A 19119-nucleotide genomic window follows, 5' to 3' on the forward strand; every position below is an offset into this window, starting at 1 on the left:
GGCCGCGCCGGCTCCCAGGGCCAGGGACGCGCGGGCGAGAAAACGACGACGACTGTGTTCGACCACGGCAAGCAGGACCGGCAACGAGCAGATGCTCAGGCGTCGGCCAGCCTAGCGGCGGCGGATGAAGCGGGTTTGACAGCCGCGTCGATCCGGCCTGCGCTTGCCCCCCAGCTCCACGGATCTGGCGACGCCGCAAGCCGCTCCCGTGCACCGTCCCCAGGCGACATCGCCGCACCGCGAATGTCATCGTTCGATGCAAGAATGCCGTCGGCCTGCGCGCAGCCGCGGCAGACCGGGGGAGCGAACGCGGATGCAGGTGCTGGGTCCGATCTATCTGGGTGCGCATTTCGGCAAATGCCTCATGTGGCATGCCAGCGTCGTGCTGTTCACGTTTTTCCTGACCGAAACCTGCCACCTGCCGCCAGCCACTGCCGGCGCGTTGCTGGCTTCCACGCTCGCCCTGAACGGAATGTTGGACCTGCTGCTGGGCCGCTGGCAGCGCACACGCATCGCGTCGGCAACGGATGCCGCGCGTTTCCAGGCGATCGGCGCCGCGATCGCCGCCCTGTTCTTCTTGCTGTTCTGCGCGTCCTCGCTGGTAGCCGAGTGGGCACGGCCGGCCTGGGCATTGGCGACCCTGATCGGCTTTCGCTGCGTCTATCCGCTGGTGGACGTCGCCCAGAACGCCTTGATCGTGCTGGGGTCGGCGACGCTGCACGAGCGCCAGCACGTCACCGTGCGACGGACGTTCTTCTCTGCGTTGGCGCACCTGGCGGTATGCCTGTGCGTTGCACCGCTGCTGCTGCGCTTGTCGGCGCGCAGCGGCATCGAATTCGCCGGCGCCGGCGCGGCGATCGCGCTGATCACGGTGAGCTGCGCAGTGCCGCTGGCATGGTGCAGGAACACGATTGGCGAACCGCCAGCCGGCATGCATGCGGGTTGGCGCGCCGCACCGCCATTGCGGCTTTCGTCGGTCATCTTACTGACCTTGCTCGTCGGCTTCCTGGTGTCCGGCTTTCGCAAGCTGGAGCCGTATGTCTCCGCCTATGCGCACGCGCCGGGGAAAGAATCGAACCTGTCGCTGGCGGTCGCGCTGGGCGTGCTGTTGGTGCAGCCGCTGTGGCGGTGCATGTTGGGCCAATGCAGCCACCGCGGGATCTTCCTGGTCTCGAGCGCGGCGCTGCTCGGCGCCGGCACGCTGCTGCACCAGGTCGGCGAGCGCGGGGCCTACGCCACCTACGCCGCCGGGCTCCTGTCGGGGATCGGCTTCAGCGGCATCGGCACGGCCTTGTGGCTGTGCGTGGCGGCCACGGCCAGCCAACGCACCGCCACCCGCGACTACGGCATGCTCACGTGCGCGTCGAAGATCGCCCAGGCGGCAGGTACCTTCGCCATCGCCCTGATGCTGCAGCAGTCCGATTACCGCACCGCGCTCGCCGTTGCAGGCTCGCCTGCGTCGCTGCTGGTGCAGGCGATTCCACTGGCGGTCGGACTATTGAGCGCGGTGGCGGCGCTGATGCCCCGGCTAAGCGGACAAAAGATCGCCGAACAGCAACGCGGCCGCGCCGACCGGCGCGGTCGTCTCCGGCGGCAGCTGGGCAACGCATAGGCGCGGCGCGGGCAGCGGGCGCAGGCGGCGTGGCGCGACGGTCTGCTCGTGCCAGTGCACCGCGGCGATGACGCGCTCGGCCAATGCCGCCGGCAGCAGCCCCCCGAGCACGATCGCATCCACATCCAGCGTGTAGCGCAACGCCGAGAACAGGAACTGGAAACTGCGGGTATGCGCCTGCAGCCACGCATCCACACCCTGCCACTGCGGATCGAACGCCTCCAGCATGTCCTTCAGCGATGCGAAGGCATGGCCATCATGCAGGTTCACCGCGTGCAGCAGTCCTGCCAGATGCGGCACCGGCAGGTCGGCCGCGTTGAGCGTGCCTGCCAGTTCGCCGGCATTGCCGAAGCGGCCACGCATGAGCCGGCCGTCGATGACGATGCCGCCGCCGAAACCCATCGCGAAATTGAGGTAGCAGAAGCTGGCGTGCGTCGCCCCGGTGCCGAGCAGGTATTCGCCCATGGCCGCGGCGTTGGCGACATTCTCGATCTTGACCGGCACGCCGAAGCGTTGCGCGATCTCCGGACCGAAGTCGACCAGCGCCCAGTCCTCCAGCTCCGGGCTGGGGTTGACCGTGCCGTCATCGACGAAGTAACCAGCGATGGCCACGCCAACGCCGATCAGCCGCGGCGCCATTGCGGCGCGCCCGCCCAACGCCTCAACGGCGAGGGCGTGGCAGCGCGCCAAGACGTCTGCGCGTCTCAATCCCAGCGTGGCGACGTCGGCGCGCGCACGGATCCGGCCTGACAGATCCACCAGCACCGCCTCGGCGCGATCCGCCATCACCGACAGTCCCAGGCTGAACGCGGCATCGGGCTGCAGATGGATCATGGCGCTGGGCTGGCCACGGCCTTCGGCGATCGTCTCGCCGACCCGGATCAATCCCGCCTTCTCCAGCTCGTCGGTGCTACGGAACACCGCCGTCCCCGAGAGTCCGGTATCGCGGATCAGCGCGGCGCGTGAGACCGCACCGTGTCGCCGGACCAGACCCAGCACCAGCCTCGCCCGGGGCGTGAGCGTCTTCTTGATCATCCTGCCGCGCCTCGCCATGCCTCGTTCCGGAGCGGCGGCATGCTCCGCTACCAGGCTGGCCTTGTCAAATTAATTTCATACTGATCGTAATATATTTAACCACCATCCATCTTTGATCCCGGTCATGCCTCAACGCCACGCCGCGTTTCACCTTCGCCTCAGCCGCCTCGCCTCCGCCCTGCTCCCCGCGCTCGCCGCGGCGAGCCAGGGCCATGCCGCGCCGCTCCCACCTGTCGCCACCACGGCAGACGCCGCTACCGCTCAAGCGGGTACGCCCGCGACCGTCGATCTGGACCAGATTCAGGTCACCGGCTTTCGCGCTGCCGCCACCGCCGCGGTCGACGCCAAACGCGAGAGCCAGGTGGTGCTGGACGCCGTGAGCGACGACGACATCGGCAGCCTCCCCGACCTGAGCATCGTCGAATCGGCGCGGCGCATCGTCGGCCTGTCCACCGTCGCCGGCATGGACCCGACCCGCAACCGCGACCTGTACGAACGGGTGACCATTCGTGGCCTGGACCCGAAGTACAACCTCATCACCATCGATGGCGTGCCGATGGCGAGCAGCGAGATCGACGTGCGCGGCGCGCGCCTGGACCAGTTGCCCTCGCCGATGGTCTCGCGCATCGAGGCGATCAAAACCCTGACCCCGCAGTACGACCCGCACGGCCTCGGCGGCCAGGTGAACCTGGTCACCCGCAGCGCCTTCGACAAACCCGACGGCTTCGTCGTGGTCAATGCGGGGCTGGGCCGCAGCTCCAGCGCCGGCGCGTTCGTGCAGGACGATCGTCCGCTGCAGAAGGCCAACGCCACCGCGTCGAAGGTGTTCGGCGAACGCGGCCAGTGGGGCGTGGTGGTCTCGCTGGACTGGCAGAAACTCTGGTCGACCTCGCACAGCCAGTTGCCGGGCGACAGCGCCGGTGCCGGCTGGGTGTACTACACCCCCTCGGGGACGGCGACGCCGTTCGCCAACCTGTCGCGCGACGGCGTGCTGTACCCGGTGCGCCCGCAGGGCTACTGGTTCGACGATGCGCGCAGCCGCAAGGGCATCAATGCCAAGCTGGAGTACCTGTTCGCCAATGGCGGGGAGATCTCGCTGTTCGGCGGCCATTACCAGGCCGTCGATGCGGAACTGCGCGCAGAGCAACTGGCCATCCCCAGCACCCCGCCGCGCTACGTGGATGCGCAGCACGGCAGCTACGGGGCCGCGCAGTTCCAGCAAGGCATCGTCTGGCAGCCGCAGACCCGCGACACCGACATCGTCACCCTCAAGGGCGCCTTCCGCCCCACCGACGACGTGAGCTGGGACGCCACCGCGTCGTGGTCGCGCGCCACCAGCGCACTGCAGCGGGACATGTACAAGTGGGCGTCGGACGTGCGCCCCGGTTCCACCACGACGCTGAACGCCACCGACTACCGGTTCGACTACGCCCTCGACGGCGGCAAGGTGCTGGCCACCTTCCCCGACCCGCGCCGCGCCACCGACCCGTCGTCCTACGATCTGCTGTACCTGCGCAACATCACCCGGGATTCGGCATCGACCGTCCGCTACGTCGCCGCCAACGTGGCGCTCAACGCCGACCCCGAAGACCAGGGCTTCGGCGCGCGCGCCGGCGCCTCGTACACCGACAGCAAGGTCGGCAACGACCAGTCCTACCAGGAATGGTTCGCCAGGAACGCCGCGGCGCAGACGGCGATCGGCGGCCTTCCCGGCTACACCTATCCCACCACCTGGCCCAGCGACTTCATCGGTGGCGTGCCGTTCTACGTCGTCGACCCGGCCAAGGGCACGGCGCTGATCGCCAACCACCCCGAGTGGCTGGCCCAATCCAATCGGGTCGCCGACAACTACACCAGCGACTTCGACGACAAGGAAGCGGTGACCGGCGTGTATGCCGAAGGCGTGTTCCGCTCGGAGCGCTTCTACGCCCTCGCCGGCGTGCGCTACGACGACACCAAGGTGGACGTCACCACCTGGCAGGTCCCCAACCCGGCGGCGCCTTCCGCGTATGCGCCAGCGCTGCGCAAGGGCGGCTATGCGTACCTGCTGCCTTCGGCACTGGCGACCTGGAAGATCGACGACGACGCGCGCCTGACTGCCGCCGTCAGCAAGACCATCGGTCGTCCCGACTACGCCCAATACGCGGCCACCACCTCGTTCGCCGTCACCAGCAGTGGCGGCCTGGCGATCAGCCGCGGCAATCCCGCGCTCGAGCCGCGCCAGTCCGTCAACCTTGATCTCTCCTACGAGTGGTTCATGGACGATGGCGGACTGTTCTCGGCGGCGGTGTTCCAGAAGCGGATCCGCAACGAGATCTTCACCGCGGTGCGCAGCCTGGGCACGACGGCCTACAACGGCGTGGTGTACGACGATGTCAGCGAGAGCACTCCGCTGAATTCCGGTCGCGGCAAGGTGCGCGGTCTCGAACTGAACTACGTCTCCGGCGAACTCGCCTTTCTGCCGGACGCCCTGCGCGGACTGGGCGCGAGCAGCAACCTGACCCTGCTCGATGGCAGCTTCGACATTCCCGCCAGTTCGGCGGCCATCGCCGCCGGCGCTCCCGCCAGCCGACGCAGCAGCGGACTGGTGCAGCAACCGGACTACATCGCCAATGCCACGTTGTTCTACCGGCGCGGCGGCTTCGAGGCACGCGCCTCCTGGAACCGCATCGGCGAGGCCTTGCAGTTGGTGAGCAGCGACACGCCGGAGCGCGACCTCTACGCCCAGCCGCGCAGCCAGCTCGACCTGCAGCTCAGCTACGCGATCAACCCAGCCTGGGACGTGATGCTGCAGGCGCAGAACATCACCCGCGCGCCCTTTGTCGTGCGCCAGGGACCGGGGCAGGCGCTGGTCAACAACTACTTCCCGGTCGGCTCGACGCTCTGGCTGAGCTTCAGCTGGCATCCCAATGGAGGCAGCAAGTGATGCGACCGATGCAGTTGCAGGGCCATCGCCGCGACAGTCGGCCGCAACACCTCTGGCGTCGCACGCTCATCGCCGCAGTGTGCGCCGGACTGGCGCTGGGGTCCGCGCACGCAGCGACAGCGGATGATGTCGCCGTCGTACTGAAGCTGGTCAAGGCCGACGGGCATGCATCTGCGAAGATCGCCTTCGACGCAACGTCATGCCGTCCCTGCACGCCGATCGATAGCGATGGCTACAACGCGGACAACGCCAGGGAAACAGTGATCGCCCTCCGGGTTCCGCGGATGCGCACGCTGGAACTGAGGTTTTCCGGCGCCCCCGACGCGATCGAACGTGTGCGGGTGGAGGACGGCGACTTGCCGTTCCATTACGCGCAAGGCCGCTGGGTGGTGCAACTGGCACCTCTGGACCGCGACGCGATCACCGCGGCCGAATACTCGATGCACATCGTCGAGCCGGGCATGGTGCTGCGACTCGAACATGCCGACCCCGCACGCCGTGCCGGTGCCTACCGCAGCGGCGCCTTCCCTGTTCGCCAGCGCCGCGCCGCGGGCACTCTGGAGTTCGCGCAACGTGAGGTGGTGCGGCGCCTGGGGTTGGGCGAGCAAGCCGTGCGAGAAGGCCTCGGCACGATCCAGATCATGGGCTTCGACACCAACGATCCGCACGGGCATCGGGACGACCCGCCGCATATCCACATGCACCTGCGCTGGCCACAGGACACCGGCACCCAGATCGGCCATTTCTACCTGGACGACCACGGCCTGCTGGTGAACAACCGCATGGGCATCAAGGGCATCGAGCGCCCGCCGCGCGATTACGGCAAAGGCGAGACCGCCACCACCATCGCACCGGACGGACGGCCGCTGTATGCGCACACCATCACCGCGGAGGGCTGGTTGCAACTGGGTCGCCCGGGCCAGGCGCCGTGCCTGATCCAACCGCTCGGCGATGGTGGCTTCGACACCGGTGCGCGCATCGCCTGCCCGGGTCTGGCCGCGATCCCGCTCACCGTGCGCGACGATCTGACCACCGGCACGGTCACCGTGCATACCGGCGACATCGAGGAGATCTACCGCTACGACACCGACACCGGCGCACTGACCTCGCCGCAGGACGTCCCGCTTCCGGCGCCGTCGGTGGACACCACGCGACGCGCAACGGCGCGCTGAGTCGGAGGTGCGCACAGGCGTGCGCGCGCCGGACGCCGCGCATGCCCTGAAACGGATCCGGACGCGAACGACGCCGTTCGACCAACGGACGGCATTGCCGTTGATGAAGGAGCGTCGAATTTCCTGGAAAAGGAACGGCTCTGCCGCATCGGGATCGCCACGTGCTGCACGTCCTGCAGGGCGTGGGGATCCGAGTGTCGGCGGCACCGCCATCGCACTGCGGATGACGCACGGCAACACTGGCAGTGCCGTGCCAGCCGCAAGGCCCAACGATGCATGGGTGAGGAAGCGGCACGGCGGTATTCGACTGCGATGGAAAGATCGGCAACGAGCAAGCGCTCAGGCATCGGCCAACCCCAATTTGGTCGATGACGTGGGAGTTGCCGGAGATCTGCGGCAACCGCGTCGCGGAATGTCGTGACACGCATGCAACCAGGCCACATGCATCGGCGAAACCGCGCCATCTCATCGCTCAGCGTTGGTTAGACAAGACAATGAGAGAAAGGCGGCATGACCACCCTGATCCTCGCCCGCCACGGGCACGTCGACTGGATCGCGCCCGAGCGGTTCCGCGGGCGTGCGGAACTGTCGCTATCGAAGCTCGGCGAACTGCAGGCCGCGGCCTTGGCAACGCGTGTGGCACAAAGCTGGACACCGGACGCGATCTACACCAGCCCACTGTCGCGGTGCATCCGAACCGGCGATGCGATCGCGCAGGCAACCGGTGTGCCGGCCAAGAGCCTGGACGACCTGTCCGACATCGACTACGGCCAATGGCAAGGGCTGACGCACGAAGAGGTGGCTGCGCGCTGGCCCGATCTCGCACGGGCCTGGTTTGCGACGCCCGATCTCGCCGTGATTCCAGGAGGCGAAACGCTGGCGGACGTGCTGGTTCGCGCAATGAAGGTGCTGCACACGATCCTGCACGATCACAGCGGCCAGACCGTCGTCATGGTTGGCCACGACAGCATCAATCGGGTCATCCTCCTGCAATGCCTCGGGCTGCCGCTGGCCCGCTACTGGCGCATCAAGCAGGAGCCGTGCTGCGTGAATGAAATCGCGATCGAAGCAGACGACTTCACCCTGCATCGCCTCAACGAGACCCATCACACGCTCGGGCTTCGTGTTTAGCGTTGTCGAGTGCAGCGCGCGCGACGCTGTCGAAAGAAGCAGGGGCAGAACTGCAGGCAATGCGCAAAGGCCGGTACAGTCGGCGACAGCCGCCAAGCTCAGTCGCGGTTTGGGCACAAGCCGGGCACGACGAACGAGATTTATGTGCGTAAGCGCAAGGGCGCGAAGACCACCCCTCAGCGCTGATTGCGGAACTGTCCGGATTGCGGAGCGCGCAAATCAGCGAAGACGCGTGCAGGACATGGAGCGGGCGATGGGAATCGAACCCACGTCAGTAGCTTGGGAAGCTACAGCTCTACCATTGAGCTACGCCCGCGTTGCCGGTGCAGTCTATGCGCTGGGCCGGGGGTTGCGCAAGAAATCGGCGCGATGCGGGCTGCAGTGCGCGGACGAAAGCGACACGGCCCGGCAGGTGCCGTGGAAATGCAGAAGGGCTTCAGTCCCGACGGCTCGGACTCCGAGGCGTCGGGGCTGAAGCCCCTCCCACAACAGGCACTGCTGCCTTTGTACATCCCTCGCCCTACCCCGCCCGGCACGCAGCCGGGCAAGGCGGGCAAACCCGGGCGGTGCTTAGAAGCTGCCGCCGAAGTTCACGAACAGCGAGGTGTCGTGCGCGCGCGACTGGCCCGTGGTGGTGGCGATGCCGACGTTGCTCTCGAAGCCCCACAGCTTGGTCCGCGCGCCCAGCACCACCGACGCGTAGTTGCGGTCGAAGTCGATGCCCGGCACCGCGTACTCGCCCAGGTCGGACATGGTCTGCAGCCACGCGGTGGCTTCCTGGTTCTTCTTGAACTCGTGGTCGTAGGTGGCCTGCAGGTACGGCTTCACCGTGCCGGCGTCGATGCTGGCCTTCCAGCCGATGCGGCCGACCATCGACTCGACGTCGCGGTCGCTGTAGCCCAGCGCGCTGGAGTTCGGGTTGCTCTCGGTGTAGCCGTCGAGCTTGACCTTCTGCCAGATCGCCGCGGCCACCGGGCCGTGCTTGAAGCTGCCTTCGCCGAACTCGTAGCCGCCCTGCAGCGCCGCGGTCAGGTTGCTGCCGTCCGGCGAGCCCTTGTGCTCGATGGTGGCCGGGCCGAGGTTGACCTTGCGGGTGACGTCGTAGCTCAGCCAGGTGTAGCTGACCTGGGCATTCACCCAGGCATGCTCGCCGTACCAGCCGGCGAAGCCGCCGAGGGTGCTGTCGTCCTGGGTGTAGTCGCCGCCGCGGTTGCCGAAGTCGGCATCGGTGCGACCGAAGCCGCCGAAGCCGCCGAACACCCACTCGCCGCGCGACCAGTCCACGCCGAACAGGCCGGCCGGGGCCATGCCGTCGTACAGGTCGCCGTGCTGGTAGCGCTGCATGTCGCCGCGCAGGTTGCCCCACCAGCGCACGCCGTCCGATTCCGGGCGGCCATCGACGTGCCAGGCGACCTGATCGGCGCGCGAGCGGCCGACCATCTGCGCCGAGTGCGTCAGGATCTGCTGGGTGCGCGGGCCTTCCAGGATCGACAGCGCGTACTGCGCCAGCAGTTCGTGGGTGCGGCCGGTCGGGTGCACGCCGTCGGCAAACACATAGGTGTCGGCGGCATCGGCGCTGACGTAGCTGGTCGGGTTGCAGGTCAGCGACTGCGCGGTGACCTGCGGCTGGCAGGCGGTGCCGGTGACGTTGGTGAAGCCGTAGGTGCCCGGGTTGGCCACCACTTCCTGCAGCAGGTGGAAGGTATCGACCGGGATCACCCGCAGCCCGGCGCTCTTCAGGCCGGAGAACAGCGCGTTGTTGTAGGCGGTGGCCAGCGCGGTGCCCTGCGCCATCGCCACGGCGCCGCCGGCGCGGAAGCGCGGGGTGATGCCGACGTCGGGCAGGTTGTTGACCATGACATAGCGCGCGCCGGCGTTCTGCAGGCTGGCGACGATGCCCACTTCGGCGGCCACCGCATTGCCGATGGTGGTCTGCACCGGCGCGCCGCCGGCGATGGCGAACAGGTCGTTGGCGCCGCCCCACACCGAGTACAGCGCATTCGGGTCGGCCTTGCCGCCATTGGCGGCCAGGTAGTTGCTGGCCTGGGTGGCCAGCGACGGCGCCACGCCGAGGGCGCTCGGGTTGGCCACGCCGACGCGGGCGTTGCCGGCGGCATAGTCGTCGCCGATCTGGCCGTTGCCGTTGGCGGCGGCGTTGGTGCCGTAGTACTCGGCCACGTACTGCGCCCAGACGAAGTCCGGATTGGTGGTGAACTGGCCGGTCACCGCACGTACCGAGGCCGGCAGCAGCGGCCGGTAGTAGCCGGCGTCGGTCAGGCTGTCGCCGAAGAACACGGTGCGACTGTAGGTGGACTGCGCGAACGCAGGCGCGGCGGCGAGCACGATCGCGGCGGCGAGCAGCGAACGGAGCGGACGGATGGACGAAGTCATGGAAGCCCTCCCGGGCAGAAATGGAACACGAGAAATGCAACGAAACGGGGGAGCGGCCGCGCCATACGTTGCCGCATGGCCGACATGATTTCACCTCTGCCGGACACGCTCACGTTGCACTGCCGCAAGATCGCGACTCGCGCGCCCAGGGCGCGCATTGCACAATGATGGCATGAACATCGAATTGAACGGCAGACAATGCACGCTGGCGCCGGCCACCACCGTGGCCGCGCTGCTGCAGGCCGAAGGACTGGGGCAGCGGCGGGTGGCGGTCGAGGTCAACGGCGAGATCGTGCCGCGCGGCGCGCACGCCGCGCACGAACTGCACGCCGGCGACCGGGTCGAGATCGTGCACGCGCTGGGCGGCGGCTGAATCGCGCCGCCGCGCGTCCCGGTGCGGACTCGGCAGGGCCGGTGCGATGGGCGATAATCCGCCGATGAACGCTCCCGCCCCCCACGATGCGCTGGTGATCGCCGGCAAACCCTACCGTTCGCGCCTGCTCACCGGCACCGGCAAGTTCGCCGATCTCGAACAGACCCGCCTGGCCACCGAGGCCGCCGCCGCGCAGATCGTCACCGTGGCGATCCGCCGCAGCAACATCGGCCAGAACCCGGGCGAGCCCAACCTGCTCGACGTGCTGCCGCCTGAGCAGTACACCATCCTGCCCAACACCGCCGGCTGCTACACCGCCGAGGATGCGGTGCGCACCTGCCGGCTGGCGCGCGAACTGCTCGACGGCCACAACCTGACCAAGCTGGAAGTGCTGGGCGACCAGCGCACCCTGTTCCCGGACGTGGTGCAGACCCTCAAGGCCGCCGAAATCCTGGTCGCCGACGGCTTCGAGGTGATGGTCTATACCAGCGACGACCCGATCCTGGCCAAGCGCCTGGAAGAGATCGGCTGCGTGGCGGTGATGCCGCTGGCCGCGCCGATCGGCTCCGGGCTGGGCATCCAGAACCGCTACAACCTGCTGGAGATCATCGACAACGCCAAGGTGCCGATCATCGTCGATGCCGGCGTCGGCACCGCCTCGGACGCGGCGATCGCGATGGAACTGGGCTGCGACGGCGTGCTGATGAACACCGCCATCGCCGGCGCGCGCAATCCGGTGCTGATGGCCAGCGCCATGCGCAAGGCGGTGGAAGCCGGCCGCGAGGCGTTCCTGGCCGGGCGCATCCCGCGCAAGCGCTACGCCAGCGCCTCCTCGCCGGTCGACGGACTGATCGGGTGAGGCCGCAGGCATGACCGATCCGTTCTCCAGCGCCGGCGCCAAGACCCCGCCGAAACCCTTCACCGTCGAGGAAGGGCACCGCCAGGTGCGCAGCTTCGTGCTGCGCCAGGGCCGCTTCACCCCGGCCCAGCAGCGCGCGTTCGATGCGCTGTGGCCGCGCTTCGGCCTGGACTACAGCGGCCAGCCGCGCGATCTGGACGCCACCTTCGGCCGCAACGCGCCCAAGGTGCTGGAGATCGGCTTCGGCAACGGGGCGGCCCTGCGCCATGCCGCGCAGCACGATCCGAGCCGCGACTACATCGGCATCGAGGTGCACGCGCCCGGCGTGGGCCGCCTGCTCAACGCGCTGGCCGAGGACGGTGCCGACCACGTGCGCCTGTACCACCACGATGCGGTGGAGGTGCTGCAGCATGAGATCGCCGACGGCAGCCTGGACGAGGTGCGCATCTACTTCCCCGATCCCTGGCACAAGAAGCGCCACAACAAGCGGCGCCTGCTGCAGCCGGCGTTCGCCGCGCTGCTGGTGCGCAAGCTGCGCGACGGCGGCCGCCTGCACTGCGCCACCGACTGGGCCGACTACGCCGAGCAGATGTGGGACGTGCTCGACGCCACCCCCGGCCTGGTCAACCGCGCCGGCCCGCGCGGCCACGTACCGCGCCCGGACTGGCGCCCGCAGACCCACTTCGAGACCCGCGGCCAGAATCTGGGCCATGGGGTGTGGGATTTGCTGTACGACAAGCCGGGATTGGGGAGTCGGGATTAGGGATGAGGAGCGAATCCGCCACCTTCCGGACACAATGCCTCTGCGGCACGCCATTAGCGCGGCCGGTCCCGATTCGCGCTGTCAGCTAATCCCGAATCCCCAATCCCCAATCCCGGCCCCCAATGGACACCGCGCTGACGCTGACCACCGATATGAAGCTCGTGCTCGGGCTGGTCGGCTTCACCATGGCGATGTTCGTGTTCGAGCGGATCCGCGCCGACGTGGTGGCGCTGGTGGTGCTGGTGGTGCTCGGGGTGACCGGCTTGATCGCGCCGGAGGAACTGTTCAGCGGCTTCTCCGGTAATGCGGTGATGAGCATCATCGCCACCACCATCCTCGGCGCCGGGCTGGAGCGCACCGGCGCGCTGAACCGGCTGGCGTCGTGGCTGCTGCGTCGCGCGCGCGGGGTCGAGGAACGGCTGATGCTGCTGACCACCGCCATCGCCGGGCTCAATTCCTCGTTCATGCAGAACCCCTCGGTGATGGCGCTGTACCTGCCGGTGGCCTCGCGCCTGGTCGGACGCACCGGCCTGACCCTGCAGCGGCTGCTGCTGCCGATCGCCGCGGCCATCGTGATGGGCGGCGCGCTGACCATGGTCGGCAACTCGCCGCTGATCCTGCTCAACGACCTGCTGCAGTCGGCCAACAACAACCTGCCCTCGGGCATGGCCACCATCGAGCCGCTGCGCATGTTCGCGCCGCTGCCGATCGGCATGGCGCTGCTGCTGGCCTCGCTGATCTACTTCCGCGTGCGCGGCGACAAGGCATTGGCCGAAGAAGAGCGGCTGATCAACGACGGCGTCACCCCGGCGCGCACCGAGAGCTATTTCGCCCGCACCTACGGCATCGAGGGCGATGTGTTCGAACTGATCGTCAGCGCCGACAGCCCGCTGGTCGGCATGACCCTGGGCGAGGCCGAGACCGTGCACAACGCACCGCTGTTGCTGGCCCTGAAGACCGGCAACGACACCCGCCTGGCGCCGCCGGCGGACATGCGCATCTGGGTCGGCAGCGTGCTCGGGGTGATGGGCGCGCGCCAGCAGGTGGCCGATTTCGCGCAGAACCAGTTCCTGCGCCTGTCCTCGCGCCTGCGCAACCTCGGCGACCTGTTCAACCCCAGCCGCGCCGGCATCTCCGAGGCGGTGATCCCGCCGACCTCGCGCTTCATCGGCAAGAGCGCGGCCGAACTGCGCCTGCGCAAGCAGGCCGGGATCAGCCTGCTGGCGATCAACCGCGACAAGCAGGTGATCCGCGAGGACGTGCGCAAGGTGCCGCTGCGCGCCGGCGACATGCTGGTGTTCCACAGCATCTGGCAGGACCTGGCACAGGCCTCGGAAAGCCGCGACTTCGTGGTGGTCACCGACTACCCCAAGGGCGAGCACCGTCCGCACAAGTTCAAGATCGCGATGACGATCTTCGCCCTGACCATCCTGATCGCGCTCACCTCCAAGCTGCCGGTGGCGCTGACCCTGATGACCGGCGTGGCCGGCATGCTGCTGACCGGCGTGCTGCGCATGGACGAGGCTTACGCCTCGATCAACTGGAAGACCGTGTTCCTGATGGCCGGGCTGATCCCGCTGGGCTGGGCGATGGACAGCAGCGGCGCGGCGGCCTGGGTCGCCGGCCACACCATCGCGCGCTTGCCCGAGGGCATTCCGGTGTGGGCGCTGGAGATCGCCCTGGGCCTGCTGACCACCGCGTTCTCGCTGGTGATCAGCCATGTGGGCGCGACCATTGTGATGGTGCCGATCGCGGTCAACCTGGCGCTGGCGGCCGGCGGCAACCCCACCGCGTTCGCCCTGATCGTGGCGCTGTCGGCGTCCAACAATCTGATGACCGCGTCCAATCCGGTGATCTCGATGATCACCGGCCCGGCCAACTACCAGCCGCGCGAACTGTGGCGCGTCGGCGGCCCGCTGTCGCTGGTCTATACCCTGGTGGTGGTGCTGATGGTCAACCTGATGTCGATGGGCTGGTGGCACGCGCTGTAGCATGCCGCACCGCAAGCGCGCTTGCTGCGCGCTAGACCAGCACCACCTGCCCTGCCCGCACGTCCACCGGCACCGCATGCAGGCTCTGGCCGCGGCACGGGCCGGACACGCACAGGCCGTCCTGCAGCTCGAACGCGGCGCCATGCGCGGCGCACACCACATGACCCTCGCGGCTCTTCAGGAACTGTCCCGGGGCCCAGTCCAGGCGGCGCCCGGCGTGTGGGCACACGTTCAACCACGCACGCACGCTGTCGCCCTCGCGGTACAGCAGCAGCGACTCGGACTCGCCGCCGAGCAGCGCCTCGGCCTCGGCCAGTTGGCCGGGGACGAGGTCGTGCAGCGACGCCAGCACGGCGGAAGACTCGGTCATGACGGACGAACGGGCAGCGATGGGGCCGCAATTCTGGCACGGACCTGCCTTGCCCGCCCCTGCGCGATGCTTCACTCCGCGAGGACATGCAAGCGGTTGAACGCAAAGTGTTAATTTTTCGCTTAACGAAGTTTTCACTCCGTCACATAAAACAGCGTCGATACTGCACCCCTTCGGTTCAAACTGAAACAGAGTTCTGCCATGCGTGCTTCCGTCTTCAATTTCGACCAATTCCGGCATGTCTTCGCGCCGCGCAAGCCGCGCCATCCGCTGGTCAAGCTGGCAGTGGGCCTGCTCGGCCTGGCGATCCTGGCCGGGCTGGTGTTCGTCAGCGTGTTCGTGGGCGCGGCGATGATCCTGGGCGGCATCGCCATGAAGCTGCTGAGCCAGCGCGGCAAGCGCCCGGCCACCGCACGCCGCCATGTCGTCGATGGCGAGTACCGGGTGGTGCGCAAGCCGGCCTTGCCGCTGTAAGGCGGGGATTGGGGAGTCGGGATTGGGGATTCGCGAAAGCGGCATCCGCATCCCTGTTGGAATTGGGTTGAACCCGACGCGTTAAACTGCGGCATCCCCTCTCGTTGGATGCACGCCCATGAAAGACCTGTTCGCCGCTGCCGAGGCTCCGCGCGTTCCCGTGCGCGGCCAGGGCCTGTTCCCGGTGCATCGCATCTACTGCGTGGGCCGCAACTTTGCCGACCACGCGCGCGAGATGGGCGCCAGTGCGCCCGCCTCGAAGGCCGAGCGCGGCCAGCCGACCTTCTTCATGAAACCGGCCGATGCGCTGGTGATCGGCGACGAGGCCATTCCCTACCCGTCCGCGACCCAGGACCTGCACCACGAGGTGGAACTGGTGGTGGCGCTGGGCCAGGACGCGCCCGCGGGCGTGCTGCCGGTGGAAGGCACCGAGGCACTGATCCTGGCCTATGGCGTGGGCCTGGACCTGACCCGTCGCGACCTGCAGGCCGCGGCCAAGGCCAAGGGCCTGCCGTGGGACATCGCCAAGGGCTTCGATGCCTCGGCGCCGATCAGCGAGCTGGTCCCGGCTGGCGAGGTCGGTGCGCTGGAGGCGTTGAACCTGTCGCTGGAAGTCAACGGCGAGGTGCGCCAGCAGTCGCTGCTGGAGCAGATGATCTGGAACGTGCCGGAGATCCTGCACGAACTGTCCAAGCTGTTCGCGCTGCGCGCCGGCGACCTGGTGTTCATGGGCACGCCGGCCGGCGTGGCCGCGCTGCGCCCGGGCGACCGCTTCAGCGCGCGCCTGGAGAACGTGGCCGAGCGTCACGGTCGCATCGTCGGCTGAGCGGGCGCGCCTGTCGCGCGGCATGCGCACGGCTGTGATCCGACCACCACAGCGACTGCGCTAGGCTAGCGCCGCGGCGACAGGCCCGCACTGACAAGAAGAGGAGTTCCGATGAGCATGATCCGCGAATTCAAGGAATTCGCCATGCGCGGCAACGTGCTGGACCTGGCGGTCGGCGTGGTGCTCGGCGCCGCGTTCGGCAAGATCGTCACCGCGCTGGTGGAGAAGATCATCATGCCGCCGATCGGAATGCTCGCGGGCGGCGTGGACTTCTCGCGCTGGGCATGGACGCTGAAGGCGGCCACGGTGGACGCGGCGGGCAAGCCGGTACCGGCCGTGGTGATCGGCATCGGCGATTTCCTCAACACCATCATCCAGTTCGTGATCGTGGCCTTCGCCATCTTCATGCTGGTCAAGGCGATCAACCGCATCGCACGCAAGGAACCGCCGGCGCCCAAGGCCCCGACCGAGGAAGTGCTGCTGCTGCGCGAGATCCGCGATTCGCTCAAGCACGACGCGCGCCCCGAATAAGCGTCGCGCGGCCTGCACCCTGCAGGCCGCGCGGTGCATCGTGGTGAGGCACTGCTAAGCTGGCCGTTCCTGTGTTCGCGGAATCCGTCATGCGCCGTCTCGCCCTCGTCATCGCCGCCGTCCTCGGCCTGTCCTCCACTGCCGCCATGGCCGCCGACGCCACGCGTATTCCGGAGGCGGCGCTGCGCGACGCGGCGACCTTGCGCGAGCGGGCACTCGCCGACGACACCGGCTGGAAGGTCGTGGAATCGCTGACCACCGAAATCGGCCCGCGCATGGCTGGCAGCGAGGCCGATGCGCGTGCGGTGGCCTGGGCCACCGCCAAGTTCAAGGCGCTGGGCTTCGACAAGGTCTGGACCGAGCCGGTGACATTCCCGAAATGGGAGCGGCGCAGCGAACACGCGCAGGTGCTCGGCGCGCACGCGCAACCGCTGACTGTCACCGCGCTGGGCGGCAGCCCCGGCGGCACGGTCGAGGCCGAGGTGGTGCGTTTCGCCGACCTGGCCGCGTTGCAGGCGGCGCCGGCCGACGCGCTGCGCGGCAAGATCGCCTTCGTCGATTACCAGATGCTGCGCACCCGCGACGGCAAGGACTACGGCAACGGCGGCGCGGTGCGCAGCAAGGGGCCGTCGGAAGCGATCCGCAAGGGCGCCATCGGCTTCGTGATGCGCTCGGCCGGCACCGATTCGCACCGCGTGCCGCATACCGGCATCACCCGCTTCGACGAGGGACTGACGCCGGTGCCGGCGGCAGCGCTCTCTGTGCCCGACGCCAACCAGCTTGCGCGCCTGCTCGCGCGCGGCCCGGTGCGCCTGCGCCTGGCGCTGGACTGCGGCTGGGATGGCACCGCCACCTCCTACAACGTGATCGGGCAGATCACCGGGCGCACGCTGCCCGACGAGGTCGTGCTGATCGGCGGGCACCTGGATTCGTGGGACCTGGGCACCGGCGCGATCGACGATGGTGCCGGCGTCGCCATCAGCATGGCCGCCGGGCATCTGATCGGCCAGCTCAAGCAGGCGCCCAAGCGCAGCATCCGCGTGATCGCCTTCGCCAACGAGGAGCAGGGCCTGTACGGCGGCAAGGCCTACGCGCAGGCGCATGCGCAGGACGTGGCGCGGCACCAGATCGCCGCCGAGAGCGACTTCGGCGCCGGTCGCATCTACGCCTTCAATACCGGCTCGGGCGACGCCGCCGGCTCGCGTGAGGCGACCCGGCAGATCGCCGAGGCGCTGGCGCCGCTCGGCATCGCCTATGCGCCGGAGGCCGGTGGCCCCGGCCCGGATGTCGGCCCGCTCGCGGCCAAGGGCGGCGCCTGGGCCTGGCTGGCGCAGGACGGCAGCGATTACTTCGATTTGCATCACACCGCCGACGACACCCTGGACAAGATCGACCCGAAGGCGCTGGCGCAGAACGTCGCTGCATACGCGGTGTTCGCGTATCTGGCGGCGCAGGCCGACGGTGGTTTCGGCAGCCAGGCCAAGACAGTGGAACCGCCCAGGGAGTAAAGTGCGTTGGCCCTGTGCAGGATGCGCGCGAGGGCGTTCCCTTCGCAGCAGCGCCAGGACCTTTGATGGGCATACGGCAACGTCGCGCGGGCTCAGCGGTGACGTTGCTGGATGTAGCCCGCCATGCGGGCGTGTCGCCGATGACTGCTTCGCGCGTGATCAACCGCCACCCGCGCGTGAGCGCGACCATGCGCGAGCGCGTCGAAGCGTCGATCCAGGCGCTGGGCTACCGCCCCAACCTCGCCGGCCGTTCGCTGCGCACCGCAGGACTGGCACGCATCGGCGTGCTGTACAGCAATCCCAGTGCGGCCTACCTCAACCAGTTCATGCTCGGCGTGCTCGAGCAAAGCAGCCTGGAAGGCTGCCAGGTGCTGGTGGAAAAGAGCGACGACAGCGACAGCCAACGCGCCGCCACCGAACGCCTGCTCGCTGCCGGTGCCGATGGCCTGATCCTGCCGCCGCCGCTGTGCGATGCGCGGCACACCATCGCCGAACTCGACGCGCGCGGCATCCCGCTGGTGGCTGTGGCCACCGGCGCACCGATGCCCGGGGTCAGCTCGGTGCGCATCGACGACTACCAGGCCGCGTGCGCGCTCACCCAGCACCTGCTCGACCTGGGCCACCGCGACATCGGCTTCGTCAGCGGCGATCCCGGCCACACGCCCAGCGCGCTGCGCAGCCGCGCGTTCTTCGACACCATGGCCCGGGCCGGGCTGACGGTGGCACCCGAGCGCGTGGCCGAAGGCATGTTCACCTACCGCTCCGGCCTGCTCGCGGCCACCGCGCTGCTGCAGGTCACCCCGCGCCCCAGCGCGATCCTGTGCAGCAACGACGACATGGCGGCGGCGGCGCTGGCGATCGCGCACGGGCTGCGCCTGCGCGTACCCGAGGATCTGTCGATCGCCGGGTTCGACGACACGCCGGTGGCGACCACGATCTGGCCGGAGCTGACCACCATCCACCAGCCGGTCGCGGCGATGGGCGGGGCGGCGGTGGCGCTGCTGCTCGGCGAGATCCGCCAGCGCCGCGACGGCCTGGCCAGCCGCGGCACCCACCAGATACTCGACTACACCCTGGTCACGCGCGGCTCCACCGCGTCGCCCGCACCGCGCTGATCGTCGTCACGGCGCGACAGGCAATGCCTCACGCGCGCGCGT

Annotated in this window: 16 protein-coding genes and 1 tRNA gene; 13 read left to right on the forward strand and 4 right to left on the reverse strand. The window is 68.7% G+C overall.

Going from position 1 to position 19119, the window contains the following annotated elements:
- Positions 1-208: 208 nt before the first annotated feature.
- Entirely contained in the window at positions 209-1612 is a 1404-nt protein-coding gene (locus GGR66_RS01855; protein ID WP_184447010.1) for an MFS transporter, read from the forward strand.
- Here the strand turns inward: GGR66_RS01855 and GGR66_RS01860 are convergent.
- The gene (locus GGR66_RS01860) at positions 1529-2647 is read right to left on the reverse strand and encodes an ROK family transcriptional regulator (protein ID WP_160967685.1); all 1119 of its coding nucleotides are present in this window, start codon (positions 2645-2647) and stop codon (positions 1529-1531) included. The genes GGR66_RS01855 and GGR66_RS01860 overlap by 84 nt on opposite strands.
- Positions 2648-2771: 124 nt before the next feature.
- On the opposite strand from GGR66_RS01860, the gene GGR66_RS01865 reads away from it, so the two are divergent.
- The 3 genes from GGR66_RS01865 (at position 2772) to GGR66_RS01875 (ending at position 7876) form a co-directional block, all read left to right on the forward strand.
- Positions 2772-5573, forward strand: a complete 2802-nt coding sequence (locus GGR66_RS01865) for a TonB-dependent receptor (RefSeq protein ID WP_184447011.1) — start codon at positions 2772-2774, stop codon at positions 5571-5573.
- A gap of 284 nt (positions 5574-5857) precedes the next feature.
- Positions 5858-6745, forward strand: a complete 888-nt coding sequence (locus GGR66_RS01870; protein ID WP_184447012.1) for a hypothetical protein — start codon at positions 5858-5860, stop codon at positions 6743-6745.
- 510 nt (positions 6746-7255) lie between these two features.
- Positions 7256-7876, forward strand: coding sequence for a histidine phosphatase family protein (locus tag GGR66_RS01875; RefSeq protein ID WP_184447013.1), 621 nt, complete (start codon positions 7256-7258; stop codon positions 7874-7876).
- 242 nt (positions 7877-8118) lie between these two features.
- Here GGR66_RS01875 and GGR66_RS01880 read toward each other — a convergent pair.
- Together GGR66_RS01880 and GGR66_RS01885 are read right to left on the reverse strand one after the other, a co-directional pair.
- Positions 8119-8192 (reverse strand) — tRNA-Gly (locus tag GGR66_RS01880).
- 254 nt (positions 8193-8446) lie between these two features.
- Entirely contained in the window at positions 8447-10267 is a 1821-nt protein-coding gene (locus GGR66_RS01885) for an autotransporter domain-containing protein (RefSeq protein ID WP_160967661.1), read from the reverse strand.
- A gap of 172 nt (positions 10268-10439) precedes the next feature.
- Between GGR66_RS01885 and thiS the strand changes: the two genes are divergently transcribed.
- The 4 genes from thiS to GGR66_RS01905 all read left to right on the forward strand — a co-directional run bounded on the left by thiS (position 10440) and on the right by GGR66_RS01905 (position 14253).
- Positions 10440-10640 carry a sulfur carrier protein ThiS gene (thiS, locus tag GGR66_RS01890; RefSeq protein ID WP_160947570.1) on the forward strand — a complete coding sequence of 67 codons (201 nt, stop codon included), beginning with the start codon at positions 10440-10442 and terminating at the stop codon, positions 10638-10640.
- A gap of 64 nt (positions 10641-10704) precedes the next feature.
- Positions 10705-11499: a thiazole synthase gene (locus GGR66_RS01895; protein WP_017910410.1), complete on the forward strand. Its 795-nt coding sequence runs from the start codon at positions 10705-10707 to the stop codon at positions 11497-11499.
- 10 nt (positions 11500-11509) lie between these two features.
- Positions 11510-12262 carry a tRNA (guanosine(46)-N7)-methyltransferase TrmB gene (gene trmB / locus GGR66_RS01900; protein WP_160967657.1) on the forward strand — a complete coding sequence of 251 codons (753 nt, stop codon included), beginning with the start codon at positions 11510-11512 and terminating at the stop codon, positions 12260-12262.
- Positions 12263-12384: 122 nt separating this feature from the next.
- The gene (locus GGR66_RS01905) at positions 12385-14253 is read left to right on the forward strand and encodes an SLC13 family permease (protein WP_184447014.1); all 1869 of its coding nucleotides are present in this window, start codon (positions 12385-12387) and stop codon (positions 14251-14253) included.
- 31 nt (positions 14254-14284) lie between these two features.
- Here the strand turns inward: GGR66_RS01905 and GGR66_RS01910 are convergent, their stop codons facing one another.
- Positions 14285-14623 carry a Rieske (2Fe-2S) protein gene (locus tag GGR66_RS01910; RefSeq protein WP_184447015.1) on the reverse strand — a complete coding sequence of 113 codons (339 nt, stop codon included), beginning with the start codon at positions 14621-14623 and terminating at the stop codon, positions 14285-14287.
- A gap of 201 nt (positions 14624-14824) precedes the next feature.
- Here GGR66_RS01910 and GGR66_RS01915 point away from each other — a divergent pair, with 201 nt between their 5' ends.
- The 5 genes from GGR66_RS01915 (at position 14825) to GGR66_RS01935 (ending at position 19077) form a co-directional block, all read left to right on the forward strand.
- The gene (locus GGR66_RS01915; RefSeq protein WP_160967651.1) at positions 14825-15097 is read left to right on the forward strand and encodes a hypothetical protein; all 273 of its coding nucleotides are present in this window, start codon (positions 14825-14827) and stop codon (positions 15095-15097) included.
- Between the two features lie 118 nt (positions 15098-15215).
- Positions 15216-15923 (forward strand): fumarylacetoacetate hydrolase family protein, encoded by a 708-nt coding sequence (locus GGR66_RS01920; RefSeq protein WP_184447016.1) that lies wholly within the window; start codon positions 15216-15218, stop codon positions 15921-15923.
- A 111-nt stretch (positions 15924-16034) separates the two neighbouring features.
- Positions 16035-16454, forward strand: a complete 420-nt coding sequence (gene mscL, locus GGR66_RS01925; RefSeq protein ID WP_160967647.1) for a large-conductance mechanosensitive channel protein MscL — start codon at positions 16035-16037, stop codon at positions 16452-16454.
- Positions 16455-16543: 89 nt separating this feature from the next.
- Positions 16544-17962, forward strand: a complete 1419-nt coding sequence (locus GGR66_RS01930) for a M28 family peptidase (RefSeq protein ID WP_184447017.1) — start codon at positions 16544-16546, stop codon at positions 17960-17962.
- Positions 17963-18024: 62 nt separating this feature from the next.
- Complete coding sequence (locus GGR66_RS01935) at positions 18025-19077, forward strand: LacI family DNA-binding transcriptional regulator (protein WP_184447018.1); 1053 nt, start codon at positions 18025-18027, stop codon at positions 19075-19077.
- Positions 19078-19119 lie beyond the last annotated feature (42 nt).

Origin of the sequence: Xanthomonas sp. 3498, assembly GCF_014199795.1 — a bacterium.
GTDB lineage: Bacteria > Pseudomonadota > Gammaproteobacteria > Xanthomonadales > Xanthomonadaceae > Xanthomonas_A > Xanthomonas_A rydalmerensis.

Coding starts and splice junctions, on each gene's coding strand:
- GGR66_RS01865 (WP_184447011.1), top strand. CDS start 2,772: ATGCCTCAACGCCACGCCGCGTTTCACCTTCGCCTCAGCCGCCTCGCC.
- GGR66_RS01870 (WP_184447012.1), top strand. CDS start 5,858: ATGCGCACGCTGGAACTGAGGTTTTCCGGCGCCCCCGACGCGATCGAA.
- thiS (WP_160947570.1), top strand. CDS start 10,440: ATGAACATCGAATTGAACGGCAGACAATGCACGCTGGCGCCGGCCACC.
- trmB (WP_160967657.1), top strand. CDS start 11,510: ATGACCGATCCGTTCTCCAGCGCCGGCGCCAAGACCCCGCCGAAACCC.
- mscL (WP_160967647.1), top strand. CDS start 16,035: ATGAGCATGATCCGCGAATTCAAGGAATTCGCCATGCGCGGCAACGTG.
- GGR66_RS01905 (WP_184447014.1), top strand. CDS start 12,385: ATGGACACCGCGCTGACGCTGACCACCGATATGAAGCTCGTGCTCGGG.
- GGR66_RS01920 (WP_184447016.1), top strand. CDS start 15,216: ATGAAAGACCTGTTCGCCGCTGCCGAGGCTCCGCGCGTTCCCGTGCGC.
- GGR66_RS01860 (WP_160967685.1), bottom strand. CDS start 2,647: ATGATCAAGAAGACGCTCACGCCCCGGGCGAGGCTGGTGCTGGGTCTG.
- GGR66_RS01875 (WP_184447013.1), top strand. CDS start 7,256: ATGACCACCCTGATCCTCGCCCGCCACGGGCACGTCGACTGGATCGCG.
- GGR66_RS01915 (WP_160967651.1), top strand. CDS start 14,825: ATGCGTGCTTCCGTCTTCAATTTCGACCAATTCCGGCATGTCTTCGCG.
- GGR66_RS01895 (WP_017910410.1), top strand. CDS start 10,705: ATGAACGCTCCCGCCCCCCACGATGCGCTGGTGATCGCCGGCAAACCC.
- GGR66_RS01910 (WP_184447015.1), bottom strand. CDS start 14,623: ATGACCGAGTCTTCCGCCGTGCTGGCGTCGCTGCACGACCTCGTCCCC.
- GGR66_RS01930 (WP_184447017.1), top strand. CDS start 16,544: ATGCGCCGTCTCGCCCTCGTCATCGCCGCCGTCCTCGGCCTGTCCTCC.
- GGR66_RS01885 (WP_160967661.1), bottom strand. CDS start 10,267: ATGACTTCGTCCATCCGTCCGCTCCGTTCGCTGCTCGCCGCCGCGATC.